Source organism: Sediminicola sp. YIK13 (genome assembly GCF_001430825.1).
Lineage (GTDB): Bacteria > Bacteroidota > Bacteroidia > Flavobacteriales > Flavobacteriaceae > Sediminicola.
Map to the genome: position 1 here is coordinate 977,351 of NZ_CP010535.1, position 21,334 is coordinate 998,684.

Annotated in this window: 19 protein-coding genes; 7 read left to right on the forward strand and 12 right to left on the reverse strand. The window is 37.7% G+C overall.

The genetic code is table 11. The features are described from left to right. Genes SB49_RS04315 through SB49_RS04330 form a run of 4 tightly spaced genes read right to left on the reverse strand, consistent with a single transcriptional unit; the run spans position 1 to position 6,212 of the window. Positions 1-1,428, reverse strand: coding sequence for a glycosyltransferase family 2 protein (locus tag SB49_RS04315; protein WP_062054189.1), 1,428 nt, complete (start codon positions 1,426-1,428; stop codon positions 1-3). Beyond that, on the reverse strand, positions 1,421-4,012 hold the full coding sequence (locus tag SB49_RS04320) for a hypothetical protein (RefSeq protein WP_062054191.1): 2,592 nt from the start codon (positions 4,010-4,012) through the stop codon (positions 1,421-1,423). Before SB49_RS04320 ends, SB49_RS04315 begins: the two co-directional genes overlap by 8 nt. Positions 4,013-4,019: 7 nt before the next feature. Then, positions 4,020-4,391, reverse strand: a complete 372-nt coding sequence (locus SB49_RS04325; RefSeq protein WP_062054197.1) for a response regulator transcription factor — start codon at positions 4,389-4,391, stop codon at positions 4,020-4,022. A 21-nt stretch (positions 4,392-4,412) separates the two neighbouring features. Then, complete coding sequence (locus tag SB49_RS04330; RefSeq protein ID WP_062054199.1) at positions 4,413-6,212, reverse strand: ATP-binding protein; 1,800 nt, start codon at positions 6,210-6,212, stop codon at positions 4,413-4,415. A gap of 180 nt (positions 6,213-6,392) precedes the next feature. Here SB49_RS04330 and SB49_RS04335 point away from each other — a divergent pair, with 180 nt between their 5' ends. After that, positions 6,393-7,682: a dipeptidase gene (locus tag SB49_RS04335; RefSeq protein ID WP_062054201.1), complete on the forward strand. Its 1,290-nt coding sequence runs from the start codon at positions 6,393-6,395 to the stop codon at positions 7,680-7,682. On the opposite strand, the gene SB49_RS04340 is transcribed toward SB49_RS04335, so the two are convergent. Beyond that, entirely contained in the window at positions 7,679-8,074 is a 396-nt protein-coding gene (locus SB49_RS04340) for an acyl-CoA thioesterase (protein WP_062054203.1), read from the reverse strand. The two genes, SB49_RS04335 and SB49_RS04340, sit on opposite strands and share 4 nt — an antisense overlap. Before the next feature lie 612 nt (positions 8,075-8,686). Here SB49_RS04340 and SB49_RS04345 point away from each other — a divergent pair. The 3 genes from SB49_RS04345 (at position 8,687) to SB49_RS04355 (ending at position 13,092) form a co-directional block, all read left to right on the forward strand. Then, complete coding sequence (locus SB49_RS04345) at positions 8,687-9,451, forward strand: hypothetical protein (protein ID WP_062058853.1); 765 nt, start codon at positions 8,687-8,689, stop codon at positions 9,449-9,451. Between the two features lie 61 nt (positions 9,452-9,512). Further along, entirely contained in the window at positions 9,513-12,545 is a 3,033-nt protein-coding gene (locus SB49_RS04350) for a WD40/YVTN/BNR-like repeat-containing protein (protein ID WP_062054205.1), read from the forward strand. A 136-nt stretch (positions 12,546-12,681) separates the two neighbouring features. After that, a complete protein-coding gene (locus SB49_RS04355) occupies positions 12,682-13,092 on the forward strand; it encodes a hypothetical protein (RefSeq protein ID WP_062054207.1) in 411 nt (136 codons plus the stop codon). Here the strand turns inward: SB49_RS04355 and SB49_RS04360 are convergent. After that, complete coding sequence (locus SB49_RS04360) at positions 13,081-13,761, reverse strand: DUF2461 domain-containing protein (RefSeq protein ID WP_062054208.1); 681 nt, start codon at positions 13,759-13,761, stop codon at positions 13,081-13,083. The genes SB49_RS04355 and SB49_RS04360 overlap by 12 nt on opposite strands. A gap of 95 nt (positions 13,762-13,856) precedes the next feature. Here SB49_RS04360 and epsC point away from each other — a divergent pair, with 95 nt between their 5' ends. Together epsC and cysM are read left to right on the forward strand one after the other, a co-directional pair. Beyond that, a complete protein-coding gene (gene epsC / locus SB49_RS04365) occupies positions 13,857-14,651 on the forward strand; it encodes a serine O-acetyltransferase EpsC (protein WP_062054210.1) in 795 nt (264 codons plus the stop codon). Next, the gene (gene cysM, locus SB49_RS04370; RefSeq protein WP_062054212.1) at positions 14,641-15,525 is read left to right on the forward strand and encodes a cysteine synthase CysM; all 885 of its coding nucleotides are present in this window, start codon (positions 14,641-14,643) and stop codon (positions 15,523-15,525) included. The genes epsC and cysM overlap by 11 nt, the downstream gene beginning before the upstream one ends. Positions 15,526-15,553: 28 nt before the next feature. On the opposite strand, the gene SB49_RS15865 is transcribed toward cysM, so the two are convergent. The 5 genes from SB49_RS15865 to truA form a co-directional block, all read right to left on the reverse strand. Beyond that, entirely contained in the window at positions 15,554-15,685 is a 132-nt protein-coding gene (locus tag SB49_RS15865) for a DUF1328 family protein (protein WP_335337891.1), read from the reverse strand. 69 nt (positions 15,686-15,754) lie between these two features. Then, positions 15,755-16,267 carry a hypothetical protein gene (locus SB49_RS04375; protein ID WP_062054214.1) on the reverse strand — a complete coding sequence of 171 codons (513 nt, stop codon included), beginning with the start codon at positions 16,265-16,267 and terminating at the stop codon, positions 15,755-15,757. A 98-nt stretch (positions 16,268-16,365) separates the two neighbouring features. After that, a complete protein-coding gene (locus SB49_RS04380; protein ID WP_062054216.1) occupies positions 16,366-16,866 on the reverse strand; it encodes a Dps family protein in 501 nt (166 codons plus the stop codon). Positions 16,867-17,077: 211 nt separating this feature from the next. Beyond that, positions 17,078-18,169 (reverse strand): magnesium/cobalt transporter CorA, encoded by a 1,092-nt coding sequence (gene corA / locus SB49_RS04385; RefSeq protein WP_062054217.1) that lies wholly within the window; start codon positions 18,167-18,169, stop codon positions 17,078-17,080. A gap of 46 nt (positions 18,170-18,215) precedes the next feature. After that, positions 18,216-19,001: a tRNA pseudouridine(38-40) synthase TruA gene (gene truA, locus SB49_RS04390; RefSeq protein ID WP_062054219.1), complete on the reverse strand. Its 786-nt coding sequence runs from the start codon at positions 18,999-19,001 to the stop codon at positions 18,216-18,218. 294 nt (positions 19,002-19,295) lie between these two features. On the opposite strand from truA, the gene SB49_RS04395 reads away from it, so the two are divergent. After that, positions 19,296-19,778, forward strand: a complete 483-nt coding sequence (locus SB49_RS04395) for a hypothetical protein (protein ID WP_062054221.1) — start codon at positions 19,296-19,298, stop codon at positions 19,776-19,778. A 51-nt stretch (positions 19,779-19,829) separates the two neighbouring features. Here the strand turns inward: SB49_RS04395 and SB49_RS04400 are convergent, their stop codons facing one another. Continuing rightward, complete coding sequence (locus tag SB49_RS04400) at positions 19,830-21,299, reverse strand: hypothetical protein (protein ID WP_062054223.1); 1,470 nt, start codon at positions 21,297-21,299, stop codon at positions 19,830-19,832. Positions 21,300-21,334: the final 35 nt, after the last annotated feature.

A 21,334-nucleotide genomic window follows, 5' to 3' on the forward strand; every position in this document is an offset into this window, starting at 1 on the left:
TTAAGCCTTACTAAATCCTTTACGTGTTATAACTCCCCAACCGGATTTGATGTTAAACAATTTCTTGTAATTACCCCTGACCGAGGAAAATACCACGATGGGATGAAATATTACTGGTTCCAAAATGGCGAAAAGCATTAGTGTCAATATATCCTTTGTTTTGGTGTACTGGTTATAGGAATAGACATCCCATAATATGGCGTAAAATGAGTACATTATCGAATAGGCATAAATTGACAAGGTAATTGCCACAAAAAAGCTCCAGTTTAGAATCCCAAGATAATAGAATAGTAAAATGGAAAAGAAACCAAAGAATTCTAAAATGGGAGCCAACCATTCGTAAAAAAACCAATAAGGGTAACTGATCATTCCCAATTTCCCATATTTTGGGTTAAAGAACATATCCTTATGCTTTTGTAGGGTTTCCAAGTTTCCCCTGGACCATCTGTCCCTTTGGTTCACCAAAATCTTCAAACTCTCTGGCACCTCTGTCCAGCATAGGGGATCTGGGATATACTCAATGGTATAAGGTTCGTCCCTATCGTGCATATACCTGCGCATTTTAAAGACAATTTCCATGTCCTCCCCTACTGTTTTGGTATCGTATCCTCCCACGGCCAATGCAATTTCCCTATCAAAAAAACCAAAGGCCCCTGATATGATCAAAAGACTATCTATTCGTCCCCAGGCCATTCTGCCTAGCAAAAAGGAGCGGGTATACTCCAGTAGTTGAAATTTCGCCAGCCAATTTTTGGGTAATCGAATTTCCTCTAACATCCCACCAGCAATTTTACAGGAATTGGCAACTCTAATTACCCCACCAACAGCTATAACCCTTTTTTGTGAGCGTTGGTAAAACGATTTTACCACATGTAGCAGGGATTCGGGCATTAAAAGACAATCCACATCTATACAACCTACATATTGGTTTTCTGATAGGTGCATACCAGTGTTTAAGGCATCAGACTTACCGCCGTTCTCTTTGTCGATAACGGTAAGTTTGGAGAAAGAAAGTTGTTTGGATTTATATATTCCACGAATCGGTTTTGATTGCCAATTTGGATCTATTTTTTTATCAATTTTAACAAGGTCATAGGCCACAATCATTTTTTCCAAAGTATCATCCTTACTCCCGTCATTGACCACCATTACCTCGTAATTTACATACCGTAATGAGAGTAGGGACCGTATATTCTCAACAATGGTTAGTCCCTCGTTATAGGCAGGCGCAATAATGGTAATACTGGGTGCCATTGGAGAGGCCATTATTTTGGATAGATCCCCAAAACTATTTTTATGTTTGTAATGAAGGGAATTACGTGTGGAAAGGTATCCCATAAAGGTGAACATGATAAATAGCACCACTGTAAACACCAAAAAAACGATGTTTATATAATCCAGGATGATATTTAGAAGTCCACTATCCATTAAAGAGGTCCTTTATTTTTGATGGTAAGGAAAGTATCTGATCCAGAAAGGAAACACTTGCCGCAGCCCCATTATTCTTAGATTCTTCATGCTTTTGATTTGGTCCTATTTGTTCCCTCATCGAACCCAAATCAAAGTCCGCGTCCAATAAATCTGAAGCTTTGGAAGGACTAATCTCAAGGTCATCCAATAAAAAACAAAAATCCAGAGGCATTTTGCCTTTGGTATTTTGAAAATTTTCAACGGAATAATTATTTTCAATTCGTTCTATTGGAATTTCTTCATCCAAGGATATGATTCCGATTTGACTAACGGGTTCATCTGATTCTTTAAGGAGCTTATCTTTGCTATCTTCTTTATTTAGTGAAGATTCTCCTCTTTTTTCCTCTATATCAGCTGGAACAAACTTTAGTTGTTCCTCCAATAATACGATGGTCTGTTCTATTTTTTTCTTGAGAATCGGATTTTGGGTAGTCAATAAGGTCTTTAAGAAGATATATTCCTTGGTATCCCCTATTTCTCCTATTTGATCCAATAACACTAATTTGGTTTCCATATCTGCATTTTTAAAAAGAGGCTTAAAGATGCATCTGTCCCTTATCTTTTCAATTTCTAGGACAGCTCCCTCTTCTTCAGAAAACCAATAGTTTTGATCCGAAATACCGTTTAATATTTTAAGAGCTTTATCCCTGATTCCTATACTATCTTCATTTACTACAATTTGTTTTAAAATTGGAATCTCCCTTTCATCTCCCACATCAAAGATGGTATCCAACAATATATTTTTATCGCAATCGTCCTTTATGGAGAAAATATCCTCATAAAAGTGGTCATTAGGTGCGGTCCTATCCTTATTTAAACGAAGACCGTTAAAATCTGGCTTTGACTTAACTATGGGCTCTTCCTTTTCAAATTCAACAAAATCTTCCAAATCAGGGATGTCTTTTAAAAACTGATCAAGGGATGTTAGATCCAATGAATATAGTATTTCATCAGAAATCACTTCTAAATTCTTTAAATCCTCCATGCTTAGGGAGAAGGATTCTTTCACTGGTTTTTCTTTTTTCTCTTCCTTCATGGGTTGGTCTGTGTTATTGGTTTGGGTTTCTTCTTTATAATCTTTGTTTTCCAATGATGTCTCAGGGGATTTTTCTGAAGCAATTTTTGGAATTTCAAATTCTGTCGTATGCTCTACTGTTCTTGGATCTTCTGCTGGCAGGTCTGCAGGAATATCCGTTTCAAGTTCATGGAAATCTGATACTTTTGAATGTTCTTCCTCTAAATTTTTGCTTTCCAATGATGTATCAGGTACACTTTCTGTTTCAACTTTTGGAATTTCAACATCCATATTTGATTCTACCAATACAATATCTTCTGGAGTCAGATCTTCAGAAATATCCATTTCAATTGAATCCAATACAGGCCCATTCTGATCATCTTCTTCAAGAGGAGTGTTTTCCTCATCCTTGGACACAGGGGACTCTGAGGTCATTGATTCCGAAGCATCGGAAGTGTCTTCCAGGTCTTCCAAAGTCATATTAGAATCAGGAGCCAAAGTAAGGATAGCACTTAAAGCTTTACTTTTTACAACAAAATTAAACGACTTATTTTCAACATTTTGCAAAAATTCAATATCATTTTCGCTACCCAATTCAGAAATGGTATCAAGGATCAAGATCTTGCTGTTCACATTACTCTTCCAAAAAACCATTTTAAGTGTTCCCAAGGCTTCCACGACCCCGAATTTTTGGATACAACTGATTGTTTCTTCTTTGATTTGTTTGTTTTTGTGGCGTACCAATTGAATCAATAGGGCATTTGCATCGTTTTGATCATAATGCTTTAAAAGGCGTAATGCAAAAAGGACTACAGCCTTGTTGTTGGAGGTCAACCATCTTTTAAATCTAGGTGGCTGAAAGTTTTCCTTCTGTCTAAGGATATCCATTAGTTTTAACTGTTGCCATTCCGATATTTGATAACGGGTGGTATCCAGAAAATGTGAAATACCTTTTTCTTCTAGGGACACCGCTGCCAATTCAGCCTGTTTGCGTACTGTTCCCCTTTTATCATTGATGAATTTTGCCACAAATCCGTAAGATTCCGTAACGCTCATTCGTGTAAGCTCCATAATTCCCTGGGAAACTACCTGCCAACGGTAGCTTCTGAGCTTATCAAATGCTTTAATATGAAGTCCTAAATCCTTAAACAGCTTGTAAAGGCGTTCCAAGGTTTCTCCCGATAGATCTTTTTGTAGGTCGATAAGGATATCCGATAATATCTGATGGTTGAATTCGTCTTTGATAAGATCCCTGATCTCAATCTTGAGGGTAATATAATTCTTGTGGTCTTCGTCATTGGCACTATTAGCGTCGTAAAAAAGAAACTCGCTTATCATAGGAGAAAGTTGTCTCTTACGGTCTGAAATCAGTTTGGTTTTAGAGTTAAATTTGTTTCTAAAAAAGAAAATAACACCAAAATAAACCACTGCCAACACGGAAAACAAGAGCGTCAAATCCCACAAGAGATCCGTATGGATCTTTGGAATATTTAACAGCGCATAGCTATGTTTGGTGAGAAGGTTCATTAACGTATCAGGCTTTTCTTAATTCTCTGGCAACCCTTACCAATAATTCTGTTGGACTTACTGGCTTTGAAATAAAATCGTTGGCACCTAGCTCAAAAGCACTTAATACGTTCTCCTCATTACCTGCTGAAGAAATGATAATAATTGGCAAAGACAGGCCCATCTGGTTCCTGACGAAATCAATTAGTTCCAACCCAGATAAATAGGGCATCATGATATCGCTGACGATTATATCAGGAATACTTTCTTGGAGTTTCTCCTTCACTTGCTTTCCATCATTGGCCCTTATCACTACATAACCGGCCTTTTCAAGTCGAAATGTCAATAAGGAGGCTAGTAATTCGTCATCTTCTGCCAGTAAAATTTTTTTCTTGTCCATTTGGGGGGAATGGTTGAGGGTTTATTTTAAATTTTTCATCTCTATTTCAATTTCATTTATAACTACTGGATACTCTTCCAGAAAACAGTTATACAAAAATTCGAGGTGTTTTTGGTCCTTATCTGTTATACACGTTTTGTGTATTTGAACAACGATGGCATGTAAACTGTAGGTCTGCATCATAGCTAGACCCGATTTCATTTTATGTGCCGCAAATTGAATGCTTTCATAATCTTCCACCGCTAGGTGATGTTTTACATTACCGATAAATTCTAGGGCATTTTGCTTGTAAAGGGTTACCAATTCCTCCAAAAGATCCACTTCGCCCATACAATCCTCTAAAATGAGTTTGAGATTTATTTTAGGCGCTTCCTCCTCCATTCTTAATCTCGGTTGGGTCGCCAACTTGGAGTCATTCTTGTCAATTATCTTCATATCTGCCCTGTTCGAGGTTAATTTCAACAATAGCTCATCTGGACTGTATGGCTTCAGGATGTAGTCATTGATCCCATTATTCTGGCATTGTTCCTTGTCCTTTATAGAAAAATCGGCCGTAAGGGCAATAATCGGGATTTGACTCACATAGGCGTTCTTACTACTCCTGATTCTACGAGTCACTTCAAACCCATCCATAACCGGCATTCTAAGATCCATAAAAACCAAATCTATCTTATTGTTTTCAAGAATATTTAGACCATACTGGGCATTGTCCGTAATATGTACCAAACACCCCCAACTTTTTAATCTTTTTTCGATGAGTTTCTGATTGAGAAGGTTGTCCTCAAATACAAGAATCTGCATGCCTTTTACAAGGTCTTTTCTATTATTAATGTTTGCTTTGTGCTGATCGTCCTTTTCTTTTGGCATTTTGACACCAATGATGAAGGGAAGCTCAAAATTAAAAGTTGTTCCAACTCCTAAAGCACTAGTAACGCTTATATTACCATTTAAGTTCTCTATTATTTGTTTAACAATATTAAGCCCTAATCCAGAACCACCGTACTTCTTAAATGTATCATGATCCGCTTGTCTAAAAGCATCGAAAATATGTTCGAGATGTTCTTCGGAAATACCAATGCCAGTATCGATAATTTTAAAATCCAGAAGAATGTCTTTATTGTTTTGCTTTAAGGCTTGTATCTTTAGATATATATCTCCTTTATTGACAAACTTTATGGCATTTCCAACGAGATTTAGTAGTACTTGGGAAAGTTTGGACGGGTCTCCAACCAACATTTCTGGAATTTTTGTATCCATATCCACTTCCAATTTCACCTCTTTATCCATGATAAGGGTATTGCAGAGATACATGACGTCCCTAACCAAACTGTAAAAATTAAAATTCACAGATTCAAAATGTTCTAGTCCCGCTGAAAGTTTGGAATATTCCAAAAGTTCATTGATGATATCCATGAGATTATATGAGGCTGATTGAATAGCAGATACATGTTGCTTTTGCTCCTCAGAAAGCTTGCTTTCCTGCAATAAATCAGTAAAACCAATGATTCCGTTGAGAGGTGTTCTTATTTCATGGCTAACTTTCGCAACCAAATGCTCCCCTGTATTGTTAAGGTGATTTTTAGTCGACTGGGTAGAAACCTCTTTTTTGTGGCCTAGATCCATTTCTGCCTCCTCTCCTCCATACGTTTGTGAGGAATTGGAAGTAATAGTTCCAACAAATTTATCCTCAAGACTACTTTTTAACGAATTGAAAGATTTTTTTAACTGGGAGGCCTCCTCAGTCGTCAATTTTTCAAAAGAAAGGTTGCTCAGTTTTGCTTCTAAGTCAGTTAAGTGATACGTTAGGTCTTTAGATTTCAAAGGGTATTGGTTTTGGGTTATGGTCTTAATGAATCGAGTTCTTAATTCTCAAGCCCATTACTAGCTATTGTTTTGGTTGTTTAAATTTCACCATTCTATACACTTTGGGCAATTAAATGTTATCTAGCCTTCCTTTTGTGTTGTCAAAGTGCTTTATTTGTAGGTATATAAACAATCATTATGAAGCAGTTTGTCGTATTTATTAGCATTTTATCATTGGTAGCCTGTAAGGAACAGAAAAAAGAAATGGCCGAAATTGTTTTGGAAAAAGCACAAAGAATACATGAAAAGGTAATTACCATTGACACCCATAACGATATAAATGTGGGCAATTTCACGGATAGCATTAATTACACCCAAAATTTGGATACCCAGGTAAATTTGCCAAAAATGACAGAAGGCGGATTGGATGTCTCATGGCTAATTGTGTATACCGGACAAGATTCCCTTAATGCCAAAGGATATGAGAAAGCCGCAAAAAATGCCATGGATAAATTTGAAGCCATTCACCGACTCTGTGAGGACATCGCTCCAGATAAAATTGAATTGGCTTTGACTTCTGATGATGTACGGCGCATTTCTAAGTCGGGCAAAAAAGTAGCCATGATCGGTGTAGAAAATGCATATCCCATAGGAGAGGATCTCTCAAATTTTGAAAAATACCATCACCTCGGTGCCAGATACATATCCCTTTCCCACAATGGACATAGCCAATTTTGTGATTCCAATACGGGAGAAAAGGATAGCATATGGCTATATAATGGTTTAAGTAAATTAGGCAAGAAGGCTGTGGTTGAGATGAATAGACTGGGAATAATGATTGACATCTCCCATCCGTCAAAATCTTCAATGGAGCAAATGGTTTCGCTTTCCAAAGCTCCTATTATTGCTTCACACTCATCGGCTAGGGCGCTTTGTGACCACAGTCGCAATTTGGATGATGAGCAATTATTACTGTTAAAAAAGAATGGAGGGGTCGTACAGACCGTAGCCTTCAATTCTTATCTAAACACCGAAAAACATGAAGCCAGAGCTGCATATATGAAGGGACTTTATGTAAAAATTGCTGATTCTTTGGATATTGACTGGTATGAAAGATCCCAATTTTCAGAGCTGACAGATGCTCAAAGAGCTGCGTTCATGGATAATTATCCAAAAGTTCTGAAACAGGCCAAAGTAGCGTCTTCGAAAGATAAAAATGCTCCCGAAGCAGTAAATGTTTCTGATTTCATAAACCATATCGATTATTTGGTGTATTTGATTGGAATAGATCATGTAGGGATAAGCTCCGATTTTGACGGTGGCGGTGGTATCGAAGGATGGGATGATGCTTCCGAGACCTTTAACGTGACCTTGGAGCTCGTAAAAAGAGGTTATTCTGAAGAGGAGATTGAAAAACTTTGGGGTGGAAACCTTTTAAGGGTTTTGGATGAAGTACAGTCAGTGTCAAAAAACTGGGCCGAAAATTAATTTTCGGCCGCTAGTCTATCTCTTACATATTCTATCTTGGTTTTGCCATGGGATGCCGGCTTTCCGTCGACCCCAAGGTTTACCATTATAATATTGTCAACCGTAACGATGGTCTCACGGGTCATCTTATTTCGAACCTCGCAATTTAGTGTCAAAGAGGACTTCCCGAATTTTACAACTTCGATCCCTATTTCAATAATATCACCTTTAACCGCAGTACTCATAAAATTGATTTCCGACATGTATTTGGTGACAACCTTCTTGCTTTCTAGCTGAATAATACTGTAAAGGGCAGCTTCCTCATCTATCCATGCAAGCAATCTACCTCCAAACAAGGTCTCATTCGCATTTAAATCCTCTGGTTTTACCCATTTTCTAGTATGAAATCTCATAACTCATTATTTATATCCAAAATTAGTCGACTTTATCTATAAAAAATAACATGGATTTGGATTAAGAGTCAGAATTGTGAATTTGGAATTTTAATGCCTTTGATAAATGGTTATTGGCAAAAACATACTGTTGAAATTATCATTTTATACACAACATTTTTCTTGTTAAACCCCTCGATCCCATGGTATTATCATTTTCTATTATATCCCAATATCATTGGGCTTCCATTAAACAGTCTAGGATTGTTCCTCAACAGAACGTTAATCTAAGTGGAAAGATGCACTATATAAACATCTGGATTCTTCTTAAAAACTAATTTTACCCCCATTGGACCATAGTAGCTGGCGTTAGATTTTTGTTTCTTACAACTTTTGCTTCATCGAGTGTTTTTAGATTGATATGCCACTTTTTGAATGGATGGGTATATGTACTTTTTGATTGTGGTTTCATTCCAAAATGAAGTTAGAGGTACAAGTAGCGTATTAAACACTTAGGATCATTTTATTCAATATAGCACTAGTCTGTTAAAAAATTATGAATTTCACCTTGAAAAGTGTAACAATTCTTCCAAATGACTACTAATTAGACTATAACTTAAAATCTAAATGGAAATGAAGACATTAAAAATCAGTTTAGCTGCCTTGCTTATTTCTTTTTTGGCACCGCTACAGGCCCAAACAGCTGACGATATACTAGCCAATTATTTTGAGAATATTGGCGGTTTGGAAAAAATGAAGAGTATAAAAGGCGTAAAGATGACCGCCAAAGTTAGTCAAGGTGGTATGGAGATACCTCTGGAAATTTTGCAATTGAATGATGGAAGACAAATGACCGTTATCAATTTTCAAGGTAAGGAAATCAAACAAGGCGTATTTGATGGCAACACCCTTTGGAGTCATAACTTCATGACCATGAAGGCGGAAAAAAGTGATGCCGAAGCTACCGCTAACTTTAAATTAAATTCCAATGATTTTCCTGATTCATTTATTAATTACAAAGAAAAAGGATATACCGTTGAATTAATGGGGAAGGAAACCATAGACGGTGCGGAAACATATAAAATTAAATTGGTAAAGGAACCAATTATGGTTGATGGCAAACAAGAAGAAGATGTTTCCTTTTACTTTTTTGATTCCGAAAATTTTGTACCCATAGCAGTGCAGTCTGAAGTTAAATCTGGCCCAGGTAAAGGAATGACTTCAGAGGTAACCATGAGTGACTACCAAGAAGTGGATGGTATATACTTTCCATTCTCAATGACACAGGGCGTTAAAGGACAACCTGGAAGTCCATTGACCATTGAGAGTATTGTTCTTAATCCTACTGTAGAAGATGGAGCTTTTGCTTTTCCCGATGAAATAAAAGAGGACAAATAATCTAATAACATCATAAAAAGACTCTTTTTAAAGGGTCTTTTTTGTTTAAAGCTAAATCCAAATGAAAAAAATAATATATAAACTTTTAGTTGGCGCAATCCTCCTTCCTTTTGTTGGACTTGCCCAGGAAACAAAAACCAATAATGGTAAAGAAATTTTTGGTGACATGACCGCAAGGCATATCGGTCCTGCTCTTATGAGCGGACGTATAAATGATATGGAAGTACACCCCACCAATAGTCGCATCATCTATGCGGGTACGGCAGGTGGCGGGGTTTGGAAATCCAACGATGCCGGGACGACTTTTAATCCTATTTTTGATGAATATTGTCAATCCATTGGTACTGTTACCCTGGATCCCAATGATCCGGACAATACAATTTATGTGGGAACCGGTGAAACTTGGACAAGGAATAGCGTTTCTGTAGGAGACGGACTTTATAAATCAGTTGATGGAGGAACCAATTGGGATAAAATTGGTTTTGACGCTTCTGAACGAATTACAAGTATTATTGTTAATCCTAAAAACTCCAAGGAAATCTATGTGGGTGTTTTGGGTGCCTTATGGAGCGACAGTGAGGAAAGGGGTGTTTATAAGTCCACAGACGCAGGAGCAACTTGGGAAAAGCTATTGTATGTCAATGCCAAGACGGGATGTGCAGATTTAGCCATGGACACATCAAATCCTAATACCCTTTACGCCTCCATGTGGGAATTTAGACGAACAGGTTGGTCCTTTGAGTCGGGAGGCAGTAACAGCGCGCTTTATAAGTCTGTGGACGGGGGGGCAACTTGGAATAAAATACACAATGGTTTTCCTGAAGGGAATTTAGGCCGTTTGGGAATAGCAGTAGCACCCTCAAAGCCAAATATCCTTTACACGGTAATAGAAGCAGAGAAAGACGAAAAGAAAGGATTGTATCGAAGTGATGATGCAGGAGAATCGTGGAAACAGTTAAACAATGATTTCGGAATAACGGTTAGACCTTTTTATTTTTCTAGAATTGTAGTTGATCCAAAAGATGAAAATGTTGTGGTCAAAGGAGGCTTAAGTGGCTCCATTTCCAGAGATGGGGGTAAAACCTTTAAAAACCTTGGAAATATGCACAGTGATATCCATGATTTTGCATTTGGTATCAAAGATTCCGATATCCTTTATGTGGGTACGGATGGTGGCGTTTACCGTTCTTGGAATGGTGGTAATACCATGGAAATTGTGGAAAACCTACCACTTTCACAGTTTTATCATGTTAGTGTAGATAATGAGGAACCATACAACGTCTACGGAGGCTTACAGGACAATGGATCATGGTATGGTCCATCCAGTTCCCCAGGAGGCGTGGAAGCCAGGGATTGGAATTCTGTTGGTTACGGAGATGGTTTTAGGGTCTTAAAACATCCGACAAAAAAAATCATTTACTCCGAAATGCAAGGAGCTGAAAATGTGTGGCGCTATGATGTGGAAAAAAACCTTACCAAGACCATTCAGCCACTGCCTACAAAGGAAACTCCAAAATTGAGATTTAATTGGAATGCCCCAATGGCAGTTAGCGAGCACCAACCTGATCGTTTTTACATGGGGAGCCAATACCTTCATAAATCGGAGGATATGGGAGATACGTGGCAGATCATCTCCCCAGACCTTACCACCAATGACCCAAAAAAGCAAAATCAGGAAGATTCAGGCGGATTATCCAAGGATAATTCAGGGGCAGAAAACCACACCACCATCTTTACGATTGCAGAATCCCCAAAGGATGAAAAGGTCATTTGGGTGGGTACGGACGACGGAAATGTACAAGTTACCCAAGATGGAGGAAAAACCTGGACCAATACGGTAGATAATATTATTGGTTTACCTAAGAATACCTGGTGCTACCATATAGAAGCAAGTTCCTTTGATAAAGGGACTGCATATGCTGTTTTTGAAGGTCATACAACTGGTGATATGAAACCATATGCCTATAAAACCACTGATTTTGGTAAAACGTGGACCAATATCATTACCCCGGAAGTTGAAGGCTTTGTTAGAAACATCCAAGAGGACTATGTAAATCCTGACCTATTATTTTTGGGTACGGAGTTTGGACTATACATCACTATGGATGGCGGAAACAATTGGTATAAATTCACAAACAATATGCCTTCAGTGGCTGTACATTTCATTGATCTCCAGAAAAAAACGAGCGACCTTGTAATGGGGACTCACGGTAGGGGCATCATCATCATTGACGATATCTCCCCCTTAAGGGATCTTACCCCTGAGGTCATGGATAAAAATGTGCATTTTTTCGCGAACAAGCCAACCGTAATTGATGAGCAAGGAGGGTTTTCCAGCGGATTTGGTAATGAAACCCAATTTGTGGGTCAGAACAAGACCAAGGACGTTCAAATTAAGTACTACTTAAAAAAGAGACACACCTTTGGTAAAATGTCGATGGAAGTACAGGATATGGAAGGGAACAAAATCATGGAACTTGGACCAGGTAAATCCAAAGGAATTAATATAGTGAATTGGGGCTACACCAGGAACGTACCTAAAGTGGCCAAGGGAAAAACATTCAGTTTTGGCGGCTTTACAGCACCTAAAGTTCCGGCTGGCACCTATAAGGTTGTCATGAACAAAGGAAAGGATACCTTTGAACATACCTTTGAGCTTGTTTATGACGAAAGGTCCCCCCTTTCTCCAAGTGATCGCAAACTCAAAAATGAGACCATCATGAAGCTTTACAATATGGCAGAAGAGTTGGCCTATCTGGTTTATGAAGTAGACGCACTTATGGAGCAAACTAAAACTAATGGGAATACCAAGTTGAATTCCAAACTGAATGACCTGAAAAAAACCTTGGTCGTTACAACCGGGGACAATTATGTTGGATCGGCGGAACCACAGCTTAGGGAGAAAATGACCGACCTGTACAGCAAATTGGCAAGTAATTATGACAAGCCTACTGCATCAGAATTGGACAACCTAAAAGTTATCTCTGAACGATTCACTACTGCGAAAACAGACTTTAATAAACTGAAAAAGAAATCCAAGGCTTATGAAAGCCTGCAATTAAAAAGTTTTGAGGATTTTGTGGAGAGCAAATAAATAAATTAAAACAATACCTAAAAGCCATTGACTTATGCGTCAATGGTTTTTTTTTGTTCATAACCCCGTTAAAAACTAATTGGTATAAATAAATTAAATGCTTTGCTAATAGCTATCTTTATAAAAACTCCGTGAGATGAATAGTAGATCCACTAATCTCTTGAGCCTTCGTCCAGAGATTCCTTCCGCCAGAATTACAAGTGATATGAGCCCCGATGAACGGTTTCAAAACCAAACACTGCGCCCCATAATCAAATTACAGAACTTTTTGATCATAGCTGTTTTCAAAAATTATATTGGGAAACACAAGAACAGGTTCTATGAGCTTACCCTTCAGAAACGCATGGAATACATTGAAAATGCTGTTCAAAAGGATATTAAATTCAGAAATTCCTTAAAGGGCCTGATCATAGGTCAATTTACTGTTGAGGAATACGAAACCTATATCCAAAATTCTTCGGCCTTGAACAAAAGAATGATGAATATGGCCATAGAACGACTCAAAGATCAAATACAGTTGCTTGAATTGGCGGTTTTAGCCCAATAGGGTCTCTCCGTTCAAATTGGTGGTGAGGATTTCGCTTATAAGATCAAAATAAGGCCTAATAGCCTTAAATGACTCATTGATGGTATTCCTAAAATCAGGAGCAAATACCTCTTGGTCTGAAAAGTGCTTTACAAAAATAAACTGCTTTTTACGGATAAGATCTATATTGGGATCTTCCTTATCGAATCCTTTTGGAGCTGTTTTTAGCTCCTCCCCTTGCAGGTCGCCCCAGACTTTTTTAAACGTAGGTTCATTGAGTATTTCTCTAAAATCTGATGAATCCGTTTCAAGCTCCTTTCTGATTCTTAGTAGATCATCTTTATTTGGCTCCCAAAAACCTACTGCTATGAAGCTTTCACCCGGTTTTAACCGGATATAATACCCACCGCGCAATGACGCCCCCAATCTTGAATAAGAACATGCAAAATGACCCTTATAGGGTGTTTTGTCCTTTGAAAACCGGACATCGCGATAGATGCGGAACATTTTTAGTTTTTCTATTTCATCGTGTTCCTCCAAGGCCTGCAATACACTTTTGCAAAAATCCTTAACCTTGGATTCCAATGCCTTAAACTGTGATTTATGCTCTGTAAACCACTCCCTGTTATTATTTTTTTCCAATGCTTTTAAAAAATCGAAGATATCTTTCGTAATCAATGTGCTCTGCATACGACCTAAAGGCTTAATAATTTTACCTTAAAGTTAAACATTTTCAATGCTATCGTTTGAAATAATGGTTAATTTTGAACTTACTGTATCATCATATGGATAAAGAATCAATCATAAAGAAAATAATACAACATAAAAAACAACCCAATTTAAGATACCGGTTGAAACATAATGTAGAGAGTTTCACAGATCGACTTTTTTTCATGCTTTTCGATATTGAAACGCCGGTAGAAGAAAATTTAGACATTTTGGAAAAGGAGTTTGACGAGTTGGTGAGTTTAGCCTGTTGGCATTTGGAAACCCCTTGCAAAAAAGTATGGAACAATTATATGGCCAAAATACCCACTATTTTGGAAAAACTAAATTTGGATGCAGAGGCCATTGTGAACTGTGATCCCGCCTCCCTATCCATAGAAGAGGTGTATATGGCCTATCCTGGTTTTTATGCCATCGCCATTTACCGATTGGCCCATGAATTATATGAAGAAGGGTTTCCTATGGTTCCCCGCCTAATGACAGAATATGCCCATAGGCAAACAGGGGTCGATATCAATCCCGGAGCCAAGATTGGGGATTCCTTTTTTATAGACCATGCAACTGGGGTGGTTATAGGTGAGACGGCCATAATCATGAACAATGTTAAAATCTACCAAGGGGTCACTTTAGGTGGGCTATATGTTGCCAAAAATCTACAGAATACCAAAAGACACCCTACCATAGAAAATAATGTGACCATTTATGCCAATGCCACTATTTTAGGCGGGAAAACCGTTATTGGTGAAAATAGTATTGTAGGCGGTAACGCATGGATCACGTCATCGATTCCTCCAAACTCAACGGTGTACCATAAACCAGAGATTAAAATAAAAACCATCACCAATGGGTCATAGCGTAATAGATCTAATTGGAAATACCCCTTTGGTAGAATCAAGGGTGTTGAACCAAAATCCAAATGTCCGATTGTTTTTTAAAATGGAAGGACATAATCCCGGAGGCAGTGTAAAAGACCGGGCGGCACTTAATATGATCCAAAGTGGTCTGGAAAGAGGCGATATTGACAAAACCTCTAAACTAATTGAAGCCACTAGCGGAAATACCGGAATTGCATTGGCCATGATAGCAGGCATCTATGGTTTGGACATCGAGTTGGTCATGCCCGAAAATTCAACAAAAGAACGGGTTCAGACCATGAGGGCATATGGAGCAAAAGTGACCTTGACCCCTGCAGATATTGGTATTGAAGGAGCACGTGATTATGCCGAGGAGAAAGTGGCCAACCATGGTTACATCATGTTGAACCAATTTGGTAATGACGATAACTGGAAGGCACATTATAAAAGTACAGGTCCAGAAATTTGGAGGGACACCGAAGGAAAAGTAACACATTTTGTATCCTCCATGGGAACCACAGGTACCATTATGGGAACCTCTACTTTTTTAAAAGAAAAGAATCCCAACATACAGATTGTAGGGGTGCAACCTGCGGACGATGCCAAAATACCCGGGATACGAAAATGGCCGGAAGAGTATTTACCCAAAATTTTTGATAGAAGTAAGGTCGATCAGATTATTGAGGTGACCGAAGAAGCAGCCATAGTAATGGCCAAAAGATTGGCCAAGGAAGAAGGAGTGTTCTCCGGCATGAGCAGTGGCGGGGCTACAGTAGCCGCTTTGGAATTAGCCAAAACCTTAGAAAAGGGAGTTATTGTTTCCATTATTTGTGATAGGGGCGATCGCTATTTATCCTCTGACTTATTCGAATAAAAAAAGAGCGCTTTACAACGCTCTGTTTTTATTTCCTGAACAACCCTCTTATGAGGGTGAGTAGAAAAACCAGTATAATGATAATGAAAAGTATTTTTGCTATTCCCTGAGCAGCACCCGCCAATCCTCCAAATCCAAGAATTGCCGTAATAAGTGCCATCAATATAAATATGAAGGTCCAGCGCCACATCATTAAAACTAGTATTTAAGTTGGTTATTCTAAATGATTCTATTTCATTGACTTATATTCTTCAATGAACAGATTTATTTCATTTCCTTTGTCATCGGTAATGACATAGGCCTCTTTATTGTTTTTCAGCTTGTTCTTGTAAATACTCTCGCTCTTTACAATCTCTAAATTGTCCCCGTTGTCTATGGCTACCATGATTTCATCGTCATTGGTGACCAACATAAAATCGGATTTATCGTCTGCTCTGTAGCTGAACTTAATAATTTCATCATAAGAATTGTCACTATCATTATCAATCTTTACCGTTTTCATTACATTCTTTTTTTGGAATACACGGTCTTGATTAATTTTGTTCTTGTCTTCCTTTTGGGTCATAACATCGCGAGATACCATGGTATTGATTTTTACTGAATTTTTTATCAATTCACCACCATTGTAAACCGAATAAGTTTTTTCCGTAGTCTCTGAGGTCATGTCACTGTTTTCCTGTGCAAGCACGGTAGCTGCAGAAAATAATATAAGAGTACTTAATAATATTTTTATAGATTTCATATGTTTTGTTTTAAGTTATAATTCTCTCCAAGTGATTTACACCTGGTTATTATTGATACTAATGCTTTAGATGGATGAAATTAAAATATAGCCTAAGACTAGTTCACCGTGGCATCTTTCAATTTATCGGTTTTGTTTTTATTCCAAGCATCCAACATCCAGCTTGTTTTTTCAAGGTTGCCAATATAGCCCCCAATCATGTCTATTGTACCTTCATCCCCTATGGAATTGGCCTTATCAACCACTTTTGACATTTGCATGAGCAATAATCGGTGTGCTTTTAAAATTTCTTCGACCATTTCATTATCAGCTAACGAAATTGTACTTTCTTCAATAGAAGAAGCTTTTAAATATTCGCTGTAATTACTCATAGGGTGATATCGCAGTGTTAAAATACGTTCGGCGATTTCGTCTACCTTTACTCTAGCATCTGTATATAGCTCCTCAAATTTTTCGTGGAGGTCAAAAAAGTTGTTTCCCAAGATGTTCCAATGGAAGTTCCTTAATTTTTGATAGTACATGTGGTAATCTGCCAAAAGTGTATTGAGTTCAATAACAACAGGCAAAAGTTTTTCTTCATTAATATTTAAATAGTTCATATTCAATATAAATTTTGTGATTAAAAAATGTGATTTTAAATTGGACAGGAAGTCTTTGTTTGCCAATAGAATATTGGCGGATTGGGCGAATGCCCTAAAAAAGAATTTTATTCATTATATCCAACATCACGAATATAGTGGGTATTCAAGGTGTTGTCAAGACGTTTAACGGCCTTTAACGGTATTTAGGAAGTTTTAACAAAATGGTCTGTTAAAGCCAGCGCTTCTTTTTAAAGAATATTAACATAGCTATAAAAAGGGTTAACATAACTCCCCAAACCACGAAATAGCCATATTTCCATTGTAATTCTGGCATATAGGAAAAGTTCATCCCATAGATTCCAGCAATAAAGGTCAATGGAATAAAAATAGATGCCATGATGGTAAGTACTTTCATGACCTCGTTCATCTTATTGCTGACATTACTCATGTACATTTCCAATAAGCTCATGGACATTTCCCGATAAATCTGCAGACTTTCATTGATTTCAAGACAGTGATCCATTAAATCTTTTAAGAATAATTTGGTGTCCTTTGTAATCAAGGGATTTTCAGTATCTATAAGCCTATTGATCAGTTCTTTGACAGGAAAAATCCTCCTACGCACCCTTAACACCTCTTTTTTTAGATCTTGGATCTTACGGGCCGTTTCTGGTTTTGGATTATCATAAACCTCTTCCTCCAATAGCTCTATTTTGGCATTGATGTTCTCCAAAACAACAAAATAATTATCTATAATGGCGTCCAAAAGAGCGAAAAACAAATAGTCTGCCCCCCTACTCCTTATGCGACCCGATTTAGTTTGGATACGTTCTCTGAGACCATTAAAAACATCCTCTTGAAGTTCTTGGAATACAATCACAGTTTTTTCCATTAAAACAAAGGCGACATGTTCACTGACCAATTCATTGTTGGCATCCAGATAAATCATTTTTAAGACACAAAAAAGGTAATCTTCGTATTCATCAATTTTTGGTCTTTGACTTGTATTTACCGCATCTTCTATTATCAAAGGGTTCAACTCAAACGCCTTACCAAGGGTTTCTATGTAGGCCTCATCACTTAATCCTACTACATTGATCCAAGAAGTAGAGGGAGTATTCTTAAAATCTAGAATTTTTTCAACATCATCCGTTTGGTGCACTTGAAATGCACTGTCATCATAATCTATGATGATCACTTTACTTTTTTGACCTTCCCTAAACCCTAGATAGGTTACCGTACCTGGCGCCTTTCCTATTTTTTTATTCGCTCTTGGCTGTTTTCTTTGGGTTACTTTATGGTTAGGCTTCTTTTTGGACATGCTAGGAATTTTAAGATTTAAAGATAGGGATATGTATCTAAAATATTTATTGAAAGTCCAATCTATTCAACAATAAACCAGAACCTGGTGCAACGTAGGACAAAAGAAAAGCAGTATCTGGTTTTAGGGATTCTTCTATATCATTTAGGCTGAGCTCCCCCTTTCCCAATAAAATTAAGGCACCCATGATCATGCGTACCTGATAGCGCATAAAACCTTCTGATACTATATGAAGGGCATAGCTTTTTTCGGGGAAAAAATTGGCCTTTAAGATCGTGTTCTCTTGTATTAAACAGCTTTTTATTCTTCGTTTGGAATTGGTGTTTTCCTGATGCCTTGTCGTGTAGTTCCGGAAATCATGGCTCCCCACAAACAAACTGGTGGCTTTGGTCATCAGTCCCAAATCCAGATCATCCTGTATGTTGGCAATAAAGGGAGCACTAAAGGGATGGTTTTTTTGGCCGTATGAAAATAAATAGACGTATTCCTTTTCCTTACTATGTTGAATAACATTAAAGTCCTTATCGACAGACAAAATAGATGTAATTCTAATATCTGGGGGTAAATTTCTATTGAATAGCGCTTTAAATACCATTAAGTCGTTCAGCGGAGCATCATCTAAAAATAGTTCAAAGGCGGCATGTAGTGCGGAAACCTTCGCATCGGTACGTCCTGCCCCCAAGATTTTGAATTTTCTTTCAGGCAATATAAACTTTAAGGTTTTGAGGAGCATGCTCTCAATAGTCTTCTGGCCCGGCTGCTTCTGCCATCCACTATATCGGAATCCCAAGAATTGTAATTCAATCAAGTAATAATAGCGTTCCTTCTGCATGGGCCTATTTTGATGCTGTAATGGTAAGTTTAATATAAACCTTGGCCCTCCAAAAATACTAATTTGACACTAGACTATTAACCTCTAATTATATGTTTGTCCTTTCACTACACTTTTTAGGCTTTTCTCAACAAAATCAAAACTTCATTTCAAGGATCAAATCCAATTACACAACACTTTTTTAGGCGTTCCCAACAATGGCTGCACTTCATCGAAATGTTTGAAATAAATAAAATTGAACTCCGTTTTATTTTAAGCAACTGAGGTTCCCCAAGCACCTCGAAACCTACTTTAATGAATACACTACTACGCATCCTTCCATGGGGAATGATTAAGCTATTGTCAATAGTAACATTGGTAACACTTATTGTTCTTAACTTTTATGGACTTTACACCAATAAGTTCTACTTTTTTAAATTTGACAATTATATTTTTCCTCTATTGTCCATAGTCCATTTTGTCTACCTCTATGTAATATGGTTCAAAGTTCGGGAAAATGAATATCCAGATCCACAAATGAGGAACCTGGAATATCTCTTATATGTGATCCTTTTCATCTACGTATTTCAAATTTTCGATACGCTCTATATCCTTTCCAGTTATAGTGATTATGATGCTTCAATAATCCCAAAAACGTTTATTCCAATTGGATCGTTGATCGTTACCTTATACTCCCTATTGATTTTTATGACGCTGGTTTCCTTTAAGCACCGTAAGGTATTGGTAGGGGAATATAAATTTATGGATGTGAACGATAATATTGATTCTTGGCAATAGAAATAATTTTATCAAACAAAAAGCCCTCTCTAAAAGAAAGGGCTTTTTTAATTATAGTCCGCTAATAAAGCTTCCGTAGAGATCTTTAAATTGATACCCCTCCGTAAACCTGTGTTTGCTCAATTTCTTATGGGCCACCAATCCCCAAAGAAGTAATTCCTTTAAAAAGTAACTATCTTCTTTTGAAGCCTCTGGTTGATATTCCTTTATCAATTGATTCAATGGCGGAACACTGTCCAGCTCCTTTTGATACTCCTTGTTGGTAGCATCATCCAATATTTCGAATCCATCTCCGTCAAAAAACCATGATATTAATTCATCGTAGGGTCCAACGGCATCTTTTCGCTCCAATTTATCAATTTGAGGGAAATACATAGGGAACAGGGTTTTTATGGCATCTTCCACTAATATAGCAGCTACTCCCCCTGCGCCTTCCTGCTCTCCTTCATATACCAGTTCTATTTTTCCAGTTATTGAAGGAATTACCCCCATAAAGTCGTTTAAACGGATACTGGTGCTGTCTTCACCATTTTTTAATGCGCGTCGCTCTGCGGTGCTCAATAGGTTCTCAAAGGCTGTGATACTCATTCTGGCACTTACCCCACTTTTTGCATCTACATATTCACTTTCACGGGCTTCAAAACTTATTTGCTCTAATAGGTCTTTGGCCACATCAGGGACAAAAACAGCATTGGTCTGTCTTTCATCCAATTTAGCTTCCTGTTCCGTGATTTTCCTCGCGGTTTTGATATCCTCGGGGTAATGGGTCAAAATTTGTGATCCAATTCTATCTTTTAAGGGGGTAACAATGCTTCCCCTATTGGTGTAATCTTCAGGATTGGCAGTAAAGACAAATTGTAGATCTAAGGGTAATCGCAATTTAAATCCTCTAATCTGTATATCCCCTTCCTGTAATATGTTAAAAAGTGACACTTGTATCCTCGCCTGCAAATCTGGCAGCTCATTGATTACAAAAATACATCGGTTGGCTCTTGGGATCATCCCAAAATGGATCACCCTGTCATCTGCATAGGATAATTTGAGGTTTGCCGCTTTTATAGGGTCTACATCTCCAATTAAATCCGCTACAGTTACATCTGGGGTGGCTAGTTTTTCATAAAAACGCTCTTCTCGCGGCAACCATGAAATAGGGGTTTTATCCCCTTTTTCCTTAATGAGTTCCATGGCATACCTAGACATTGGTTTTAAAGGATCATCATTGATTTCCGATCCTTCTACAATAGGAATATATTCATCCAAAAGATTGACCATTAATCTTGCCAGCCTAGTTTTAGCCTGTCCCCTTAGTCCTAACAGGTTAATGTTATGTCTGGAAAGTATGGCCCGTTCCAATTCTGGAATCACCGAATTTTCATAACCCCAAACCCCCATAAAGGTTTGTTCCTTGTTTTTAATTTTAAGTATTAGGTTGTCCCTAAGCTCATCTTTGATGTTTTTAGATTGGTATCCCGCATTTTTTAGGGCTCCAAGTGTCATTATTTCTTTATAGTTCAATTTCATACAATTTTTTAAAAACTTCTCTATTGGAAGCTATT